This window comes from Chryseobacterium sp. UF-81 (assembly GCF_058245105.1).
Window position 1 is genome coordinate 57,924 of the sequence record NZ_JBSIBX010000002.1, and the last position, 17,422, is coordinate 75,345.

The following is a 17,422-nucleotide window of genomic DNA, read 5'->3' on the forward strand; positions in this document are numbered from 1 at the left end:
AGATTTTCCTATTATGATTATGAAAAAAGAACTGCTTATATTTTTATCAATGATCCTGTTTTCTTATGCCGGAAATGCCCAGCAACGGAAGGATGACGTTCTTTCATGGGTAGATCCTTTCATCGGAACAGGAGGGCACGGCCATACATTTCCCGGAGCAACTACACCCTTTGGAATGATCCAGCTCAGTCCGGATCAGAATACCAAAAGCGGTGATTGGGACTGGTGTTCAGGGTATCATTACAGCAGTAAAACCATTATGGGATTCAGTCATAATCATCTCAGCGGAACAGGCTGGGCAGATCTGGGAGATATTTTAGTCATGCCAACCGTTGGAAAAATAAAAATGCTTCCAGGATCCGAGGATAAACCGGAAAGTGGTTACCGTTCTACATTCAGTCACGAAAAAGAAACTTCATCGCCGGGATATTATTCTGTAATCTTAGACAGCTATGGAATTAAGGCTGAGTTGACGGCTTCTCCAAGAGTAGGCTTTCATAAATACACTTTTCCAAAAAGCGATGAGTCCAATATTATCATAGATCCTACCAATAAAATCTTCGGAAATATTTATCATACGCTGGTAAGTATAGAAGGGAATAATAAAATCAAAGGCTACTGCTACAGCAATGGCTGGGGAGGAAAAAGGTTTGCTTATTTTGTGATGGAATTTTCAAAGCCATTTAAATCCTATGGAACCTATTCTGAAGGAAAAATAAAAGAGAACGAAAAAATAGCTCTTGCTAAAGATGCCAAAGCTTTCGTAAGATTTTCAACTGAGGAGAATGAAAGCATTGAAGTAAAAGTTTCCTTATCTCCTGTAAGTACTGAAGGTGCCCAGGAAAACTTTGATGCCGAAGCTAAGAATGTAGATTTTGCAAAAGCAAAAGAAACTGCTCAGAAGACATGGAGGGATCTGATCAACAGATTTCAGGTAACCGGAGGCACAGACGGTCAGAGAAAAATCTTCTACACCGGAGTATACCATACCTTCATCGCGCCTAACCTCTATATGGATACCAACGGAGATTATGTGGCTGCTCAGGAAAATATGAATACCAAATGGTTTACCAATTACAGTACCTATTCCTATTGGGACGGATTCAGAGCGACGCATCCATTATTGACCATTATGGATCAGAAACATACAAAAGAATTTGCCAACTCGCTGATCAGCAGATACACGGACCGAAAAGACCACATGCCAATCTGGGAATTATGCGGATACGATAATTTCTGTATGCTTGGGTACCACAGTGTTTCGGTTATTTGGGATGCTATTTCCAAAGGTGTGCCGGGAATCGATCAGGAGAAAGCATTTGCAGCAATGAAAGATGCTTCTTTAACGGACAAAATGAGCAGCAGCGATGGCGGCGGAGGCCTTAATGATTATATCAAATCAGGCTATACACCGTCCGAAAACGGAGCTTCAGTTTCTGCAACACTTGAATATGCGTATGATGACTGGTGCATTCAGCAGCTTGCCGAAAAACTTGGTAAAAAAGAAGAAGCAGAGGTGTACAGAAAGCGTTCTATGAACTTCCTTAATACATTCAATAAAAAAAATAATCACTTCTGGCCTAAACAGAAAAACGGAGAATTCCTGCCGGATTTCACCTTAAATGACTGGAAAAAGCTACAGCCACACTGGGTTTCCGGGAACATATGGGCATATGATTTCTTCGTTCCCCATCAGATCGATGAAATGATGAATTTATACGGAGGCAAAAAAGGATTTGAAGAAAAACTGGATAAAACTTTTACCGAAGAACTTAAAATGATCGGCGAGCAGCATGTAGATATTTCAGGATTCATTGGTTCTCTGGGATTTGGTGACGAGCCGGGACATCATGTTCCTTACCTGTATAACTACGCAGGAGCTCCTTACAAAACCCAGAAAATGGTCAAATTCATCCGCGATAATATGTACGCAGCAAAACCGGATGGTATTGTTAATAATGAAGACTGCGGTCAGATGTCTGCATGGTATATTTTCTCTTCCTTAGGATTTTATCCGGTGACCCCCGGAAAACCTGTATATGCCATTGGTGCACCACAGTTTCCGAAGGTATCCTTAAAACTGGAGAATGGAAAAACATTCACGGTAATAGCTGATAAAATTTCGGATAAAAACATATATGTTCAGAAAATGTTCCTGAACGGAAAAGAATTCAAAAGCTGGGAAATTAACCACAGTGATATTATGAATGGCGGTGAACTGAAATTTGTAATGGGAAGCAAGCCTGTAAAATAGATCAATAAAAATAACGAAACAAAAAGTATAATGGAAAGGAGAAAGTTTATTAAAACAAGTGCAATTGCCGGAGCAGGATTACTGTTTACTCAGAATGTTTTCGCAAAAACGTTAAGCAGGGAAGATTTTCCTGTGGTCCGTGTTCCAAAAGATAAAAGACATTTTACGAGTGAGGCGGTAGAAAGTGCCATTGCAGCTTTTAAAAAGAAAGTGAAGAATAAAGAACTGTCATGGCTTTTCGAAAACTGCTTTCCCAATACTTTAGATACTACTGTTTTTTATAAAGAAATCAATGGAACTCCGGATACTTATGTTATTACAGGAGATATAGATGCCATGTGGCTCCGCGACAGTTCTGCACAGGTTTTCCCTTACCTGCAGTTCTCAAAGAAAGACGAAAAACTCCACAAGCTGATCTCTGGAGTGATTCACAAACAGACAGAATTTATTCTGAAAGATCCCTATGCCAATGCTTTTTATAACGATGAGAACAAAATAAGCAAATGGAAAGAGTATGATCATACCGATATGAAACCCGGAACCCACGAAAGAAAATGGGAGATAGATTCATTGTGCTATCCCATCCGTCTGGCTTACCACTTCTGGAAAACAACAGGAGATACAAAACCATTTGATAACAGCTGGTTACAGGGAATCAAGCTGACTTTACAGACTTTCGTAGAGCAACAGAGAAAAAAAGACTTAGGTCCATACAAATTTGAACGTACGACAGCATGGGCTACAGATGGAATTCCGATGGGAGGCTACGGCTATCCAACAAATCCTGTTGGATTGATCAATTCTATGTTCCGTCCAAGTGATGATGCTACCATCTATGCTTTCCTGATTCCTTCCAATTTATTTGCTGTAGTAAGCTTGCGCCAGGCGGCAGAAATGGTTTCAAAGATCAAAAATGAAACAGCACTGGCTCAGCAGTTAAACAGCCTTGCTGATGAGGTAGATGCAGCCATCAAAAAATATGGAATCTATGACCATCCGGAATACGGAAAGATCTATGCCTTCGAAACAAACGGATTTGGCAGCTATAACTTAATGGATGATGCTAACTGCCCGAGCCTTTTGGGGCTTCCTTACCTGGGTGCCGTAAAAGCTGATGATCCGGTTTATATGAATACCAGAAATTATGTCTGGTCAAAAGATAACCCTTTCTTTTTCAAAGGAAAGCTGGCAGAAGGAATCGGAGGCCCACACATTGGCCTTGATATGATCTGGCCAATGAGTATTATTATGAAAGCTCTTACTTCCAATGACAAAAAAGAGATCAGATGGTGTATAGAGACTTTACAGAAAACCCATGGAGGAACCGGCTTTATGCATGAATCCTTCCATAAGGATAACGACAAGAAATTCACAAGAGAATGGTTTGCATGGGCAAATACATTATTTGGTGAACTGTTATGGAAAACCTTTAACGAGAATCAGGATTTACTGACTTAGAATTGATATTTGCAGCAGGTGCCAGCATAACTTTTATTCCCGTTTTTTTAGTTGCAGTGTTTTACAAAGAATTCATTGAGGCGTTGCCTTACAGAATTCTCTGGCCGTAATTGATCATTTTTTTCCTTTTTCAGGAGAAATGAATACATATAAATACATCAAAATAACTTAAAAAAAACATTATGAAAAAAGCCATTACTATTTTGATCGTAATGATCATTCATGCAATGCCTGTGCTGAATGCACAGCAGCTTAATCCTACGGGAATATGCTATGTGGAAGTAAACAACAACAACATCCTGAATGCGGGATCGTATAAGTTGCAGACATCGGGCAGATATTTATTTAATGTCGTCAATATTTTTGCAGCCAATATCAATTACGACACCGCAAGAAGCAGACCTTACCTGTACTGCAATAACAACGTTACGAAAGTACTGACCAATGCAGATACCTACATAAAACCGCTTCAGGCGAAAGGGATGAAGGTGGTATTAACTATCTTGGGAAACCACCAGGGAGCAGGTCTCTGTAATTTTCCTACCCGTGAAGCAGCCAGAGACTTTGCCCAGCAGCTTGCCCACACTGTAAATACTTATGGATTAGACGGAATTGATTTTGATGATGAGTATTCAGATTACGGACAAAACGGTACCGGCCAGCCCAATGCCAGCTCTTTTGTTATGCTTGTACAGGAATTAAAGGCCTTACTGCCGAATAAAATGATCACTTTTTATTATTATGGTCCTGCTGCTTCAAGGCTTTCCTGGAACGGACTTAGAGTAGGGGACTATGTCAATCACAGCTGGAACGCAACATACGGAACTTTTTCCGCACCTAATGTACCGCCTCTTACCAATGCACAGATTTCTCCGGCGGCTGTATGGATGGGGAATACTTCCAATTCTACCACAACCAGTCTGGCTACCCAGACAAAAAATGGCGGATACGGAGTATTTATGTGGTACGACCTTCATGGAACCAATGAAACATCACAGCTTTCAGCAGGAACACAAACATTATACGGAGAACAGACAACTTTAAGCACTCCTTTGCAGTCATGGACACAGGGAACCAATTGTGATGCCCCGATAGGATTATTTACCAGCAGCCTTACCGGAACCAGTGCGAAACTGAACTGGTCGGCAGTAGGAACCAATACGTATGATGTAGATTATAAACTGGCTTCTTCTGCCACCTGGACCAATGCCGGAACATCCATTTCTGCTACTTCAGTAACAATATCAGGCTTAACCGCCAATACGGAATATGACTGGAGAATCAGAACGAACTGCAGCGTAAAAAGCACTTATATTTTTGCCCCGAGATTTAACAGCGGAACAGGAACGGCTCCTTCAGGTTCTACTTCTCTTTCCCTGGACGGAAGCAGTGAATCAGGTGCAGCTGGGAACCTTACTTTGAGCGGATCAGCGTTATCTCTGGAAGGATGGATAAAGCCATCATCTTTCAAATCTGCATCTCCTTATATTTCATCGGTTATGGGTACGGAAGTAAGCGACAGCAATTCAGCTTTCCTGCGTTTGGGAGATGCCAATATTGCCAATAACAAGCTTCAGTTTGTGGTAAGTATCAATAATGTACAGCAAAAACTGACCGCCACTACGGCATTAAATGCCAATACATGGTACCACGTTGCTGCAACTTATGATGGCTCTGCAATGAAAATCTATATCAATGGGGTTCTTGATGCGACTAAATCCCAGACAGGAAGTGTTTCTTCCAGCGGAGCTTTCAATGTAGGGTATTTATACAGTACATCCAGAAACTTTAATGGTAAAGTAGACGAGGTCAGAGTTTGGAAAAGAGCATTAAGTCAGACAGAGATCAGCCAGAATATGTGTAATGTGACCCTTCCGGCAACTTCCCTTGCAGCCTATTGGAAATTCAATGAGGGCAGCGGTTCATCCGTTCAGGACAGTTCAGGAAACGGAGTTACATTAACATTGACAGGTGTAGATGCTTCCAACTGGGGAACAGATATACCATGTCCGGCAGGAACTCAAAGAATCTCGTCTAAAAATCAAAAGGCAGCGGATCTGGATTTGGTAGCCGCTAAAAAGCAGATTAAACTGTATCCCAATCCTGTCAGTACATCTTCACCGTTTACCCTTTCTGTTCCTGAAGAATACAGCAGAGGGAAATTAACGGTTTATAATTTTAATGGAGGCGTTGTAGAAGCCCAGATGCTGCAGTCTGGAGATCACCAGTACAACCTGTCGAAGCTTTCGGGCGGCACTTATATCATTCAGTTTGAATCCCGGAATGGAGGTTTAAAACAGACAGAAAAACTAATTGTAAAATAAAAAACAGTCATTGGGCTTAGGCCCAATGATTTTACCAGCCATAAAAATTAAAATTATATGAAAAAAAACTCCATTTTTACTGCTTTGTTCGCACTCGTCACCCAGGTGGCATCTGTGCTTCATGCGCAGCAGCTTAATCCTGTAGGAATTTGCTATGTAGAGGTGAATAACAACAATATGCTGAATGTAGGATCTTATACGCTGCAGAATACCAACAGGCAGCTTTTTGATGTGGCAATTATTTTTGCTGCCAATATTAATTATGATGTTTCTAAAAACAGAGCCTACATTTCCAACAATAATAATGTTACCAAAGTACTGAACGATGTGAACACTTATGTAAGACCTTTGCAGCAAAAAGGCATTAAAGTGTTGCTGGATATTTTAGGAAACCATCAGGGAGCCGGAATTTCAAACTTCCCGAACCGTGAGGCTGCGCGGGATTTTGCACGGCAGCTTGCCCATACCGTTTACACCTATGGTCTGGATGGTATTGATCTGGATGATGAATATGCAGGATATGGAAATAACGGGACAGGACAGCCCAACAGCAGTTCTTTTGTAATGCTTTTGCAGGAGTTAAAGGCAGCAATGCCGGATAAGCTGATCACATTTTATTATTTAGGACCGGCGACATCAAGGCAAAGCTACAACGGCGATGCAGCAGGAAATTATATCAATTACAGCTGGAATCCGTATTATGGAACGTATAGTGCTCCTGTAGTGCCGCCACTTAATAATTCCAAGCTTTCAGCTGCAGCTACCTGGATACAGAACACTAATCCTCAGTCAACTTCAGCTGCCACACTTTCCACTCTTGCGACCAATACAATCAATGATGGTTATGGAGTATTTATGTGGTACGATCTTAATGGCGCTAACAATGCCAGCTACCTGAGTACGGGATCAAATATTCTTTATAACGAAAATACGCTGCTTAGCGGTCCGCTTTATTCCTGGACTCAAGGGGATGCATGTGATCCGCCTTTAGGGCTCGAAGTAACAAATACCACAGGAACTTCAGCTAAATTAAACTGGGCAGGCAATGCCTCCCAAACCTATAATATTGATTACAAACCAGCCAATTCAACCACCTGGACAAACATTGCAGGTAATTATTCCGGAAACAATATTATAGTTAATAACCTGACCCTGAATACGGATTATGACTGGAGAATACAGTCTAACTGTTCAGCAACCATAAAAAGTACCTATCTGTTTGCTCCCCGCTTTAATTCAGGCAGTACATGTGGAACACCGTCTGGGATGAAGTCTGAAAGCTTTTTGGGAACAACTACCAAAGTATCATGGGATGCGGTAGCAAGTGCTTCCGGCTATAACTTACAGTATAAAACAGCTGCAGCAACAACCTGGACGGATGTTCAGAATATTACAACCAATTCTTATACGTTGCCGGCTTTAACTGAAAATACTAACTATGTCTGGAAAGTACAGGCCGTATGTGGAGGAACAACCACCAGCGTATATTCGGGAGAGTCAGCATTCAACAGTGGATTTGCTCCTGTTCAGAGTCCCGGCGCAAGATCACTTTCGTTCAATGGAAGCACCCAATACCTGAATGCAGGACAGTTTAACCTTAGCGGAAATGCTTTGACTTTCGAAGGATGGGTAAAAGTAAATGCCTTCAAACCCAGTTTTCCCTATATATCATCAGTAATTGGAATTGAAGTAGGAGATAGTAATTCTGCAATCCTGCGATTTGGAGATGGAAATTTAGCCAATAATAAGCTGCAGTTTATCTTAAGTTTCGGATCTGCTCAGGTCAAACTAAACAGCGTTACAGGGCTGACTACCAACACATGGAATCACATTGCAGCAACCTACGACGGATCTACTATGAAGATCTACATCAACGGTGTTCTTGATGCCAGCGCAACAGCTTCGGGAAATTTCACGGCCAACGGGATTCTTTATCTGGGCAGAAATTATGAAAATGCCCGTACTCTCAATGGATTCCTGGATGAATTCAGGATATGGAAAAGAGCATTGACACCCGCAGAAATCCTTGCGAATAACTGTAATATTCCTGCCAACTCGCCAAGTCTGGAAGCCAATTGGAAAATGGACGAAGGCAGCGGAAACGGAGCTTTGGATGCTACTGTAAATACACACTTTGCAACCCTCACCAATATGTCGGCTGCCAACTGGAGAACAGATGTAGCGTGTGCTGCAGCACTATCAACAAAAGATATTGCTTCAGGAAAGAGCAACATGAATTATGCATATCCAAACCCGATTAAAAAAGGAAATGATATTAATTTTACTATTAAAGATAAATCTGCCAGTGAAATCACGTTATATGATGTGGCAGGAAAACTAATAACAAATAAAAAAATTGATAGAAATGATATGGTGATCAGCAGTCAGAATTTATCTGCAGGAACCTATATCTATACAATACATTCAAAAGATGGTAAGATTCAATCTTCTGGAAAAGTGATTATAGAATAAAAATAATCCTCATCAGGCGTATAAAAAGTAAAAATAAAATTAGGGGATTTTAGGATGGCAGGCGGGGAGTATACATACTTTCCTGTCTGTCACTTTTAAGAGAAAGAATTATTACAGAGAAAAATAAAGCAAAAGTATGATGCAGAATATTGTAGGAATAGACATTGGAGGCTCGCATATTACCATGGCTCAGGTTGATCCTGAAAAACGTAAAATCATTGCTTCTACTTATGTAAGAGAGCATGTAGATTCTTTCGGACCAAAGGAAGTCATTTTTTCTGCCTGGATTTCAGCCATTGAAAAAGTGGCTGCTGATTTGGTTAAAAAAGACCTTCTGATCGGTATAGCCATGCCCGGTCCTTTTGATTATGAAAACGGAATTTCGCTGATGCAGCAGGGAAAATTTATCGATATTTATCAGATCAATATTAAAGAAGAACTGGCAAAAAGGCTTTCAATTTCTAAGGATCAGATTCATTTTGTTAATGATGCCGGGGCTTTCCTTGAAGGAGAAGTTTTTGGAGGGTGTGTGCAGAATTATAAAAGGGTTTTTGGAGTAACCCTTGGGACAGGGCTGGGAACCGCTTTTTATAACGGAAAAGAAGCAGCGGATGAAGATCTGTGGGATTCACCTTTCAAAGAGTCTATCTGTGAAGATTATCTGGCAACACGGTGGTTCGTAAATCATTATAAAGCTCTAACAGGAGGCGAAATATCAGGAACGAAAGACTTATTGGATAAACCTGAAGATATTCAGACCAAAATGTTTGACGATTACGCAGATTCCTTTGCGGAATTCATTGTGAAATATGTCAAAGATTATAGTCCGGAGGTGTTGGTTATAGGAGGTAATATTGCAAAAGTTTATCCGTACTTTAAAAAGAGGTTAAATCAGCATCTGGACGAACATAAAATCAGCCTTCCTATTAAAATTTCCGCTATTTTTGAAGATGCTGCTATTCTCGGTGCTGCAGGGTATTCCTTGAAAAAAGCCCGAATCAACTTAACAAAATGATATCATGAAGTTTTTATTTTCAAGTTTTTTTATTCTACTCAATATTTTTACATTCGGTCAGGAAATATCACCTGCGGACTATGTGAATCCTCTGATGGGAACCCAATCCAAACCATCTTTGTCCAACGGGAATACTTATCCTGCCATAGGCTTGCCATGGGGAATGAATCTCTGGACTCCGCAAACCGGAAAAATGGGTGACGGATGGGCTTATACCTATGATGCGGATAAGATAAAAGGCTTTAAGCAGACCCATCAGCCATCACCCTGGATGAATGATTATGGTGCTTTTGCCATTATGCCGGGAGTTGGTAAACTAAAATTTAAGGAGGAAGAACGGGCAAGCTGGTTCAGCCATAAAGCCGAGAATGCAAAGCCTTATAGCTACAGTGTTTATCTCGCTGATATCAATGTAACAACAGAGCTTACCCCAACGGAAAGAGCTGCTTTCTTCAAGTTTGATTTCCCTAAAACAGACAGTGCATATGTGGTGATTGATGCTTTAAACAAAGGTTCTTACATTAAGATCCTTCCCAAAGAAAGAAAAATCCTGGGTTATACGACGAAATATTCCAGAGGCAAATACAATAATTTCAAAAACTACTTTATCATTCAGTTTGATAAAGATTTTGATCTGACAACTACATGGAAAGACAGTGTTTTTGTAAAGAATCAGTTAGAAATTACAAGTGAGCATGCCGGAGCAATTGTTGGATTTAAGTTAAAAAATAAAGAAAGCGTTTACGCAAGAACAGCTTCCTCATTCATCAGTTTCGAACAGGCAGAACTGAACCTGAAGAGAGAAATTGGAAGCAGAAACTTTGAACAGGTAAAAACAGATGCCAAAAATATATGGAATAAAACCTTAAGCAGAATTGAAGTAAAAGGCGGAACCGATCAGCAGATAAGAACATTTTATTCCTCTCTGTACAGAACATTGTTCTTCCCTCAGAAATTATACGAGATCGATGCACAGAATAAAGTAAAGCACTGGAGTCCTTACAACGGAAAAATTCTGGACGGGAAAATGTTTGCAGGAACAGGTTTTTGGGATACTTTTCGTGCCCTGTATCCTTTTCTGAACCTGGTATATCCAAGCATTAATGTAGAAATGCAGGAAGGTTTGGTCAATACATTCAAGGAAGGAGGATTTCTTCCGGAGTGGAGCAGCCCGGGATATTCTGACATTATGATCGGGAACAATTCGGCTTCGGTAGTAGCAGATGCATACATCAAAGGGCTTCGCGGATATGATGTGGAAACCCTTTGGCAGGCAGTGAAGCATGGAGCCAATAACGAAGGACCGATTGATGCGGTAGGCCGTAGAGGGGTGGAATACTACAATACTTTAGGCTACGTTCCTTACGATGTGAAAATTAATGAAAATGCAGCCAGAACTCTGGAATATGCGTATGATGATTTTGCAATCTACCAGTTAGGAAAAGCATTAGGGAAACCTTCTTCTGAAATTGATATTTATAAAAAAAGAGCCTACAATTATAAAAATGTTTTCGATCCCGAATCCGGCCTGATGCGTGGGAAAAACAAAGACGGAAAGTTCCAGTCGCCATTCAATCCGTTCAAATGGGGAGACGCATTTACGGAAGGAAACAGCTGGCATTATACCTGGTCAGTGTTCCAGGATATCGATGGTTTGTCTAAATTGATGGGAGGCAAAAAGAAATTTGAAACCAAACTGGATGAGGTTTTCTCACTTCCGCCGGTTTTTGACGACAGCTATTATGGAAGTGTAATCCACGAGATCCGTGAAATGCAGATCATGAACATGGGACAGTATGCTCACGGAAATCAGCCTATCCAGCATATGATCTATTTGTACAACTACGCCGGAGCGCCATACAAAACACAGTATTGGACGAGACAAGTTATGGATAAGCTGTACTACGCAACACCGGATGGCTATTGCGGGGATGAAGATAACGGGCAGACTTCTGCGTGGTATGTATTCTCAGCTTTAGGATTCTATCCGGTAACGCCGGCAACGGATCAATATGTTTTGGGAGCACCACTTTTCAAAGAAGCAGTGATCCATTTAGAGAATGGCAAGGAAATTGAAATAAAAGCTCCGGAAAACAGCGCGGAAAATCTATATGTTAAATCCTTGAACGTAAACCTTCGGTCTTATGCGAAAAACTGGCTCAGCCATAAAGAACTGATGAACGGTGCTGTGTTGGAATTCCAGATGGATAGCAAGCCTAATAAAGAAAGAGGCTCTGATGAAAAAGACTTTCCTTATTCAATGTCCAAGGAATAATGATCAACAAACTTTATATTTGAAAATAATTTTAGAACAGGAATAAATTATGAGTGCAGAGAAAACAGAAATATTCGAAAAGGTAGAAAAAATGCTGGAAGCCCAGGGGTTTAGTATTGCATCCAAAGACGATACAAGACCTTGGGGTGGTTTTTTCGTGATCGACGAAAATCAGGCCCAGGATTTTGCCAATCAGTATTTTGACGGAATCAATGTAGAAAGTCTGAAAATAGGAGGAAAGCTGAGTCCTAAAATCCTTTTGGTTGCTCCCAATGCCCGTTTAAGCTGGCAGTACCATCACCGCAGAGCCGAAATCTGGCAGGTAGTGGAAGGAACAGTTGGAATCAAAACAAGCAATACTGATGAAGAGGGTGAACTGAAAGAATACCATCCGAAAGATCAGATCAAGCTTCAGCAGGGAGAAAGACACAGGCTGATAGGTTTAGACGGCTGGGGTGTGGTTGCAGAGATCTGGCAGCATACCGATGCTTCAAACCCTTCAGATGAAGATGATATTGTGAGAGTACAAGACGATTTCGGAAGATAATTATCGGCAAAAATAAAAAAAGACTGTTTGCAAAAACAGTCTTCTTTATTTGTATCAAATAACCTCTCAACCAAATTAATTTTTTTCCTATTTGTGTTTTTAAGTTTTCAAAAAGTTTTTGAAGTTATCTGTACATCGATATTTTGTTTCATCATTTTTGTTCCTTGTAAAATTTCCCGTTGGAATAAATTCTTACTGGGTTAATTTTACTGATACAAAGTAACAGCTTTCTAAAATAAAATTCTAATAAAAGGGATCGATATATATCGATGAATCATAGATGTTTATCTATAGAAGTAATGCTTTTTGGGAACATGAATTTAACCGGTCATATCGTTCTTAAAATAAGGTGCTCAAATATTGCAGCTTAATAAAAAAAGACTGTTTCAAAAACAGTCTCCTTATAGTTGTTAGTTGATAATATTCATGAATCAACCTGTTAATTTTGCACTCCTCAATATTAAGAATATTTAGAAGGTCACATCCAGCCCTGCATAAAAATTAGCCTTCATAATAGGGGCATACACCATCCCGCCATCAAAATAATTTCCAAAAGGATTTCTGAAATCAACAATGGCATTTTTCTGATAATAAGAAGTAAGGTTCTCACCGCCTAAATAAGCTCTGATCTTTTTATTAAAATTCCTGGAGATCTGTGCATTCAGCACAGCGTAAGAATCAGAATATACCGGAAGCTGGAACTCAGCAGGATTATCTGAAGTATCAGGAAGTCTTTGTTTACCTACCCAATTCAGGGTGGTATCAAAACTCCAGAATCCGCCCTTATCATTTTTGTTTGTTGCATAGGCAAGGTTTACAAAACCTCTGTGTTTGGCCATAAAAGGAACTTCTCTCCTGCCATCAATATAATCTGCCTGAACATCATAATATTTATAAGCCAGCCTTACATCAAAATTTTTGAAAGGTGTAAAATCCCACTGCGTCTGGAAAGAGTTCGCAAAAGATTTTCCTTCTAAATTATAAAAAGTAAGCTGTTGCGGAGAACGGTCAAGATCAACAAGCACCTGGTCCTGGAAATCTGTTCTGAAAAAATCAGCAACGATTGAAGATTTCCTTCCGAAAAGTTTGAACTCCTGCTGTAAGCTGGCTCCATAATTCCACGCGATTTCAGGTCTTAATCCATAAATATTTCCACCGTTCTGAAGAATCTGAATACTTCTGTTCGATGCAAAATACTGTTGATTTTCCGCAAAAACATTAGCCGTTCTGAATCCTCTGCCCGCAGAAAGCCTTAAGATCGTCTGCGGTGTGAAATCATATTTAAAATTAACTCTCGGGGTAAACTGAGTTCCTGCAAGATTATGAAAATCAGCTCTGGCTCCTGCTACCAAAGTATATTTTAATCCTGTTAATGTATATTCTGCAAAAATTCCCGGAACGATCTCATTTCTCTTCATATCATCTGTTAAATACGTTTCCTCATAGCCGTCATATAGAAAGCTGGCTCCGGCCTTGTACTTATGATTGGTATTCCCGATAATGCTTTCAAAGATTAAATTTGAATAATACGTATGTTGTTTCCCTGCATAATTTCTCAGTCCGAAAAAGCTGTCCTGCTGATGGTACACATACTGGTTCATCCAGCCTAAGCTCTGATAAGGTTTTCCTTTAAAAACATACCCTGTTTTATTCCAGACCTGGAATCTTGAAATATCAATGCCTACACCGTAAGCAGGCTGTTCATCCTGACCCAGCTTCTTATCAAAACCTACCTGTCCGGCTGTTCTCTCATCCCGGATAAAATTGATTCCGAAATGAGACCCGAATCCCGATTTTTCCAGGTCATTATAATTAAGGAGATAGGCTGCATTAATCTGCGTTCCTTTCGGTCTGTCCAGGAAAGTATCATGGTTCATATCCGTATCTCCGAATGTTCCGTTCCCGTGCAGTAAAAAGGTTTGAGACCATTGATCATTGATAGGAGAAACGCTGGTAATATTGGCTTCCGCTCTTCCGTTGAAATCAGCAAAAATATTTAAAGAAGTTTCAGGTTCCTTGGCATTTTTCAGAAGTTCGGTATTGATCTGTCCCGTGATGCTTTCGTAGCCGTTCGTTACTGTACTTCCGCCTTTTGTCAGCTGAATGCTTTCGATCCACCTTCCGGGAATGAAATTTAATCCGTAGGCCGAGGCTAAACCTCTGATCTCCGGTAAAAGTTCCTTCGTTAAACTGGTGTATTTCTGATCCAGACCGAGCATTTTCAGCTGTTTGGTTCCCGTAACGGCATTGCTGAAGGAAACGTCTACGGTTGCATTGGTTTCAAAGCTTTCTGAAAGGTTGCAACAGGCTGCTTTTAATAACTCTTTTTTATCAATATTAAAAACAAGACCTGCTTCTTTTTTACTTAATGCTGTTGCTGCTTTAGAACCGGTAACTGTTACCCCTTCAATATTTTTTTCGTGTAGTTCATGATGATCATTGACGGTTGTCGCCTCATGATCCTGATGATCGTCATGCTTTGTTTCTTCTTCGAAATGAACTTTCGGGTTGGCTTCTCCAAAAGCGATATCCCTGTCGTACAGGCAACATCCCGGAAGGTTTTTGTAAACAGCATCGGACGTTTTATATTTCTCGTTGTCATGACCTGCATCGGCAATAGCTTTTAAAATCTTATCCGATGAGGTTTTAGAAGGATCAAAATTTAAAGTGACCGTCTGCTTTTCTGCACTCCATTCTGCTGAATCTGCACCCGCTGACCTGGCTGCTTTTTCGATTCTGGCTTTACAGGAGGCACAGTTTCCTTTTACGTAAAACTCATTTTCTTTTTTAGCGTGATGCTCATGGGCTTCTGCGTGGGAAGGCTGAAGATCCCTTTCGTAATGGCAGCATCCCGGAAGACTTGTATAAATAGTATCCGGTGATTTGAATTTTTCATTATCGTGACCGGCATCGGCTACTTTCTTTAAAATCTCGTCTGTAGAAACTTTGCTGTCAGTTTCCAGGGTCAAAGTCTGCAGATCAACAGAGTAAACAGCGGTTTTGGCGCCTGCTTTTTTGGCAGCAGCTTCTATTCTGGACTGGCACATTTCGCAGTTTCCTTTGACTTTAAACTGGCTTTTTAAAAGGTTTTGAGCTGATATAAAGTGTACAGACAGGATCATAACACCAAGAATAAACTTGGAAATATATAATTTCATTTTGTTTAAAAGTTTTGATTAATTAAAAACGATCCATTAAAATGTTTAACGGACTCAATGAGGTAATAATTAACCTAGTTTAGGCGGTTGCCAGATCTCTTTTAAACGGTCTGATAAATGAGGTGGCGAATATTGGAACTGTGGATTCTTATTCGCTTTGTAATAAGCCGGCTCAAAATGTAAATTTTTTGAAAACGGAGTTTCTATATAAGTATAGCACGCAACGCAGGTTGAGCAGCAGTCATCATTGCAGGAAGACTTGGTTTGGCTGTCTTTGTTCTCTTTTGAAGGGTGATTTTTGCAGCAGTCGCTTTTTTCAGACTTGGTTTTGCAGCAGGTATCCTGCATAGATTGCGAATAGAAGCTGTCTTTAGGAACTAAAAAAATTCCTAGACAAAAAATAACTGTAAGAATGTGAAACAGCCTCATCTCTGCAAAAATACAAAAATTATGACAAAGGATCACCAACTTTTAAAGCACAGTTGTGCCAGGGTTCTCCATGTGCAGGGTTCAGTTTAGGTTTTTCACCTGTTGGCGGAGCGGCTGTTACAGGTCCCGGAACATTTTGCGCTGCGCTTTGAACAGGCTGTGGTGTAGGGGCTGGCGCCGGTTTACTGTTTAAGGGCTGTCCTACCGGGATATCGCATCTGTGACCAGGCTGTCCGTGGGGAGGATTCATTCCCGGAGGAGTTTTAGCCTGATTTGCATTATTGTTGATCACAACCTTTCCTGGTGATACAGAATTGGCATCTATTTTAATAGCATTATTGGGATTCTGACCTGGAGCAGTCTGTATAGCTGTGGGGCTTACATTAAGAGGCTGTCCTACCGGAATATCACATCTGTGGCCAGGCTGTCCATGCGGAGGGTTTTTAATTCCCGGAGCCGCACTTACAGAAGCCGGATTTGGATTGGTCTGTACGCCTGCCTGATCCATCAGAGAAGTTTTAGAAGCAGAATTGACTGCCACAGCAGGCTGTTGAACACCCGCTTCTTCTTTTAAATAAGTAGGTTTTTCATCTTTATTGCATGAAATTGCTAATAATGAAACGGCGATAGCGGCCAAAAAAGTATTTTTCATATCCAATCGTATGAAACAAAATTAGCAAAACATTTTTAATTGTTTTGCTAATTTTATACTTATAATATGTTTTTAGGTCTAATTTTTAACTAAAAGCCTAAATCCTTCCCCATGAACGTTGATGATTTCCAATCCTTCATCGTCTTTTAACAGCTTACGAAGCTTGGCAATATACACGTCCATACTTCTCGCGGTAAAATAATTTTCTTTTTTCCAGATCTTTCTCAAAGCAAGATCTCTCGGCATGAAATCGTTTCTATGGATACAAAGAAGTTTTAACAGCTCATTTTCTTTTGGAGAAAGTTTGTATTCTTTATCACCTACCTTAAGCTGTCTCAGCATAGAGTCGAAGAAAATATTACTGATCTTGAACTGCTCCTGTTCCTCATTTTCCAAAGTAGAGCTCCTCTGCAGGATTGCTTTGATCTTATATAGAAGAAGTTCTGTATCAAACGGCTTGGTAATATAGTCATCCGCACCCAGCTGGTATCCTTTCAGGATATCTTCTCTCATATTTCTGGCCGTAAGAAATATGATAGGGGTGTTTTTATCGATTTTTTTTACGTCTTCTGCTAATGAAAATCCATCTTTTTTAGGCATCATTACGTCGAAAATACAGATGTCAAACTCATTTTCTGTAAATTCTTTCAAACCCTGCTCTCCATCTGTGGCAAGGGTTACCTCAAAGTTATTGATCGTTAAATAATCCTTCAGCACTGCTCCGAAACTCTGATCGTCTTCTACTAATAATATTCTGTTGCTCATGATTTTAATAATTAAAATTAATGATTAAAAATTAAGAATGAACCTTCTCACTCTATCTTCTATATTTTGTTAT

General features: G+C 40.2%; 11 protein-coding genes. 7 read left to right on the forward strand and 4 right to left on the reverse strand.

Features of this window, described 5'->3' with window-relative positions; genetic code table 11:
• Positions 1-19: 19 nt before the first annotated feature.
• The 7 genes from AC4IFE_RS03350 (at position 20) to AC4IFE_RS03380 (ending at position 12,345) form a co-directional block, all read left to right on the forward strand.
• Positions 20-2,254: a GH92 family glycosyl hydrolase gene (locus tag AC4IFE_RS03350; protein ID WP_490754879.1), complete on the forward strand. Its 2,235-nt coding sequence runs from the start codon at positions 20-22 to the stop codon at positions 2,252-2,254.
• A 30-nt stretch (positions 2,255-2,284) separates the two neighbouring features.
• Positions 2,285-3,712 (forward strand): glycoside hydrolase family 125 protein, encoded by a 1,428-nt coding sequence (locus AC4IFE_RS03355; protein WP_490754881.1) that lies wholly within the window; start codon positions 2,285-2,287, stop codon positions 3,710-3,712.
• 182 nt (positions 3,713-3,894) lie between these two features.
• Positions 3,895-6,036 (forward strand): endo-beta-N-acetylglucosaminidase H, encoded by a 2,142-nt coding sequence (locus AC4IFE_RS03360; RefSeq protein WP_490754883.1) that lies wholly within the window; start codon positions 3,895-3,897, stop codon positions 6,034-6,036.
• Between the two features lie 57 nt (positions 6,037-6,093).
• Positions 6,094-8,508 (forward strand): endo-beta-N-acetylglucosaminidase H, encoded by a 2,415-nt coding sequence (locus tag AC4IFE_RS03365; protein ID WP_490754885.1) that lies wholly within the window; start codon positions 6,094-6,096, stop codon positions 8,506-8,508.
• 136 nt (positions 8,509-8,644) lie between these two features.
• Positions 8,645-9,523, forward strand: coding sequence for an ROK family protein (locus tag AC4IFE_RS03370; RefSeq protein WP_490754886.1), 879 nt, complete (start codon positions 8,645-8,647; stop codon positions 9,521-9,523).
• Between the two features lie 4 nt (positions 9,524-9,527).
• On the forward strand, positions 9,528-11,798 hold the full coding sequence (locus tag AC4IFE_RS03375; protein WP_490754887.1) for a GH92 family glycosyl hydrolase: 2,271 nt from the start codon (positions 9,528-9,530) through the stop codon (positions 11,796-11,798).
• A gap of 49 nt (positions 11,799-11,847) precedes the next feature.
• Positions 11,848-12,345, forward strand: a complete 498-nt coding sequence (locus AC4IFE_RS03380; RefSeq protein WP_490754888.1) for a cupin domain-containing protein — start codon at positions 11,848-11,850, stop codon at positions 12,343-12,345.
• Positions 12,346-12,815: 470 nt separating this feature from the next.
• Here AC4IFE_RS03380 and AC4IFE_RS03385 read toward each other — a convergent pair whose 3' ends face one another.
• From AC4IFE_RS03385 to AC4IFE_RS03400, 4 genes are all read right to left on the reverse strand, one after another.
• Entirely contained in the window at positions 12,816-15,503 is a 2,688-nt protein-coding gene (locus AC4IFE_RS03385; protein ID WP_490754889.1) for a TonB-dependent receptor domain-containing protein, read from the reverse strand.
• Between the two features lie 69 nt (positions 15,504-15,572).
• Complete coding sequence (locus tag AC4IFE_RS03390; RefSeq protein ID WP_490754890.1) at positions 15,573-15,851, reverse strand: hypothetical protein; 279 nt, start codon at positions 15,849-15,851, stop codon at positions 15,573-15,575.
• 100 nt (positions 15,852-15,951) lie between these two features.
• Positions 15,952-16,584, reverse strand: coding sequence for a hypothetical protein (locus tag AC4IFE_RS03395; protein ID WP_490754891.1), 633 nt, complete (start codon positions 16,582-16,584; stop codon positions 15,952-15,954).
• Positions 16,585-16,662: 78 nt separating this feature from the next.
• A complete protein-coding gene (locus AC4IFE_RS03400; RefSeq protein WP_002982671.1) occupies positions 16,663-17,349 on the reverse strand; it encodes a response regulator transcription factor in 687 nt (228 codons plus the stop codon).
• Between the last annotated feature and the right edge of the window lie 73 nt (positions 17,350-17,422).

What these genes read in the sequence shown, in the direction of transcription:
- AC4IFE_RS03350 (WP_490754879.1), top strand. Translation starts at nt 20, where the DNA reads ATGAAAAAAGAACTGCTTATATTTTTATCAATGATCCTGTTTTCTTAT.
- AC4IFE_RS03355 (WP_490754881.1), top strand. Translation starts at nt 2,285, where the DNA reads ATGGAAAGGAGAAAGTTTATTAAAACAAGTGCAATTGCCGGAGCAGGA.
- AC4IFE_RS03360 (WP_490754883.1), top strand. Translation starts at nt 3,895, where the DNA reads ATGAAAAAAGCCATTACTATTTTGATCGTAATGATCATTCATGCAATG.
- AC4IFE_RS03365 (WP_490754885.1), top strand. Translation starts at nt 6,094, where the DNA reads ATGAAAAAAAACTCCATTTTTACTGCTTTGTTCGCACTCGTCACCCAG.
- AC4IFE_RS03370 (WP_490754886.1), top strand. Translation starts at nt 8,645, where the DNA reads ATGATGCAGAATATTGTAGGAATAGACATTGGAGGCTCGCATATTACC.
- AC4IFE_RS03375 (WP_490754887.1), top strand. Translation starts at nt 9,528, where the DNA reads ATGAAGTTTTTATTTTCAAGTTTTTTTATTCTACTCAATATTTTTACA.
- AC4IFE_RS03380 (WP_490754888.1), top strand. Translation starts at nt 11,848, where the DNA reads ATGAGTGCAGAGAAAACAGAAATATTCGAAAAGGTAGAAAAAATGCTG.
- AC4IFE_RS03385 (WP_490754889.1), bottom strand. Translation starts at nt 15,503, where the DNA reads ATGAAATTATATATTTCCAAGTTTATTCTTGGTGTTATGATCCTGTCT.
- AC4IFE_RS03390 (WP_490754890.1), bottom strand. Translation starts at nt 15,851, where the DNA reads ATGCAGGATACCTGCTGCAAAACCAAGTCTGAAAAAAGCGACTGCTGC.
- AC4IFE_RS03395 (WP_490754891.1), bottom strand. Translation starts at nt 16,584, where the DNA reads ATGAAAAATACTTTTTTGGCCGCTATCGCCGTTTCATTATTAGCAATT.
- AC4IFE_RS03400 (WP_002982671.1), bottom strand. Translation starts at nt 17,349, where the DNA reads ATGAGCAACAGAATATTATTAGTAGAAGACGATCAGAGTTTCGGAGCA.